This is a genomic window from Streptomyces sp. NPDC043870 (assembly GCF_056435785.1).
This window is the reverse complement of the sequence record NZ_JBWKDT010000126.1, coordinates 1-2,329: the sequence shown is the minus strand read 5'-3', so window position 1 is coordinate 2,329 and position 2,329 is coordinate 1. Positions and strand designations below refer to the sequence as shown.

1 protein-coding gene and 3 pseudogenes are annotated in these 2,329 nt (G+C 64.3%); all 4 read left to right on the top strand.

Annotation, left to right across the window (positions count from 1 at the left end; genetic code table 11):
• Positions 1-86: 86 nt before the first annotated feature.
• A pseudogene (locus AC0699_RS39615) lies at positions 87-283 on the top strand (helix-turn-helix domain-containing protein); the annotation flags it as partial.
• A pseudogene (locus AC0699_RS39610) lies at positions 273-616 on the top strand (transposase family protein); the annotation flags it as partial. The pseudogenes AC0699_RS39615 and AC0699_RS39610, both read left to right, overlap by 11 nt.
• Before the next feature lie 51 nt (positions 617-667).
• A pseudogene (locus AC0699_RS39605) lies at positions 668-1,469 on the top strand (IS5 family transposase).
• A gap of 247 nt (positions 1,470-1,716) precedes the next feature.
• Positions 1,717-2,274, top strand: a complete 558-nt coding sequence (locus AC0699_RS39600) for a hypothetical protein (RefSeq protein ID WP_478671537.1) — start codon at positions 1,717-1,719, stop codon at positions 2,272-2,274.
• Positions 2,275-2,329 lie beyond the last annotated feature (55 nt).

Below are 2,329 nucleotides of genomic sequence, written 5' to 3'. Positions count from 1 at the left end.
CCGTGCCCGCAACACCACCGTCCAGCACCCGCCCCGAGTACCCGAACCACCCCGCCACCAGCACATATACCCAGCGAAAGCGGAATCCAGCACTAAGCGAGAAGCAGTTCGCCCAGCTGGAGGCGGAGCTGGCCAAGGGGCCGGACGCTGGGAAGACCAGCGCTGGACCCTGAGCCGGGTGAAGACGGTGATCGGCCGGCGCTTCCACCTCGCCTACACGGTCCAGGGCGGGCGGAGGCTGCTGGTGCGAAACGGCTGGTCTTGCCAGGTCCCGGCCCGACGACCTCACGGCCGCCCGCGCTCATGGTGTGATCCAAGAGTGCCTGACCAGGCAGTCGTACTCGCCGATCGCGCATACCGCAGCTGGCGCCACCGTCCGCACGCCCTACTACGGCCGCGACCTGCCCGAGCAATACGCGCAGTTCAACCGGGACCACGCCCAGCTGCGGCGCCCGGTGAGCGAGCCTTCGCCCGCCTCAAGCAATGGCGGATCCTCCGCAAGGCCCGATGCAGCCCGAACCGGATCAGCCGGACCGTCGTCACACCATCGAGACCGCCTGGCGACCAGGATGAGAAAGCTTCAGTGAGCCGTTTTCATCCTGCCTCTGCTGGGTGAAATGGCAGGTCAGCGGGGTGGAGTGACAGGACGAGGCTCCTGGTCGTTGCGGTGGTGTTCTCTACGCACCACGCATCGCCCGAGGAGCCTCGCTTGGTCCGGTATCGTGCCACAGTCGACATCCCGCACGAACTCGTCGAGCACGTCTCCTGGCTCATCTATGCCCGAAGGTGTGAACGCCGCTCGCGGTGGCGCAAGCTGGGCTGCTTCAAGCAGGCCCTGCTGGCGCTGGTGCACTTACGCAAGAACGAGACGTTGCCCCAGCTCGCGGCGGGCTTCGGTGTCTCGACCACGACCGCGTGGCGGTACGTCGACGAGACCCTCGAGGTCCTGGCCTCCTGGGCGCCCGGCCTGCACGAGGCCCTCGTCGGCCTGGGCGAAGGCGATCTTCGTCATCGTCGACGGCACGCTCATCCCCACCGGCCGCATCGCCGCGGATGAGCCGTACTACTCCCAGAAACATCGGAAGCACGGCATGAACGTTCAGGTCATCGCACGTCCGGACGGCACGCCCCTCTGGTTCTCACGGGCCACGCCGGGACGGACCCATGACCTGACCGCGGCGAGAGTCCACGGCATCGTCCAAGCCTGCCTCACCCGGCAGATCCTCGTCCTCGCGGACCGGGCCCACCAGGGCGCCGGCGCCACTGTCCGCACCCCGTACTACCACCACCGCGATCAACCAGCCCACCACCAGCAGTTCAACCGCGACCACGCCCGCCTGAGGGCCCCGGGCGAACGGGCTTTCGCGCAGCTGAAGTCCTGGCGACTGCTACGACGAGCTCGATGTTCCACCCGCAGAATCGGCACCGCCGTCCAAGCCATCCACACGCTGATGACCTGCAGCTACTGAGGATGAAACGGTTCACTCACCTCAGTTCATTAACACTGGATCCCGGTAACTGGCGCTCTCCCTATTGACGTGCTCCACAGCCACCCGGGCAAGTTGCGCTTGCCATTCGGGAACACTGTGTTTCCGGCTCGGTGTCAGGGAGAGATGCCATGAAGAAATTCAAAAAAGATCCGTCAAGCCAGAAAGTGTTACCAAGGCAGACTCTAAGCGCCGCTGGCTGAGGCCCGCCGCCGTCGCCGTCGGTGCCGTGACGTTTCTCGGGTCGACGGCTCTGCCGGCCGCCGCGGGCCCCCTCGACCCGTGGGACTACAGGTATAACGACCCGGCCTGCTGGCCGAAGGGAGGCCATGCCGGGAACTGTTGGGGACTGGCGGGCAATATTTTCCTCCCCCCGACACGCGTCACCACCGGCCAGCTCCTGAATGACTGCAAGACCGGCGCCGCGATCTGCAGCTTTGTCGACGTAACCGTCAGCGATAAATTCTGGAAGTTTCCCGTAACGGTAAGTCGCTTTTCGGACGGTAGCCAGTACCACCGAAACTGCACGTCGTCTCCGGAGACGCTCACGGCGTCGTATACCTATACGACGGCTACGACGACAACAGCAACGGAGAGTTCCACCGTCCAGGCGCAGCTGGGCGTGCTTTCGAACTGGGTCAACTACGGCTACCAAAAGGTTACTGGCACCTCGATTGCAGACACCAGGTCATACACCGGCTCGAAGACGAATACCGTGCAACCCAAACAGAGGTTCTGGGTTCAGTTTAACCTCGCGCTTTCACGAAGCAGGCTGTCCAAGAGCTGATCAGAAACGCGGAAAGTGCCCTTGACCTGCAACGATGGGACTTGCTGAGGGTCCT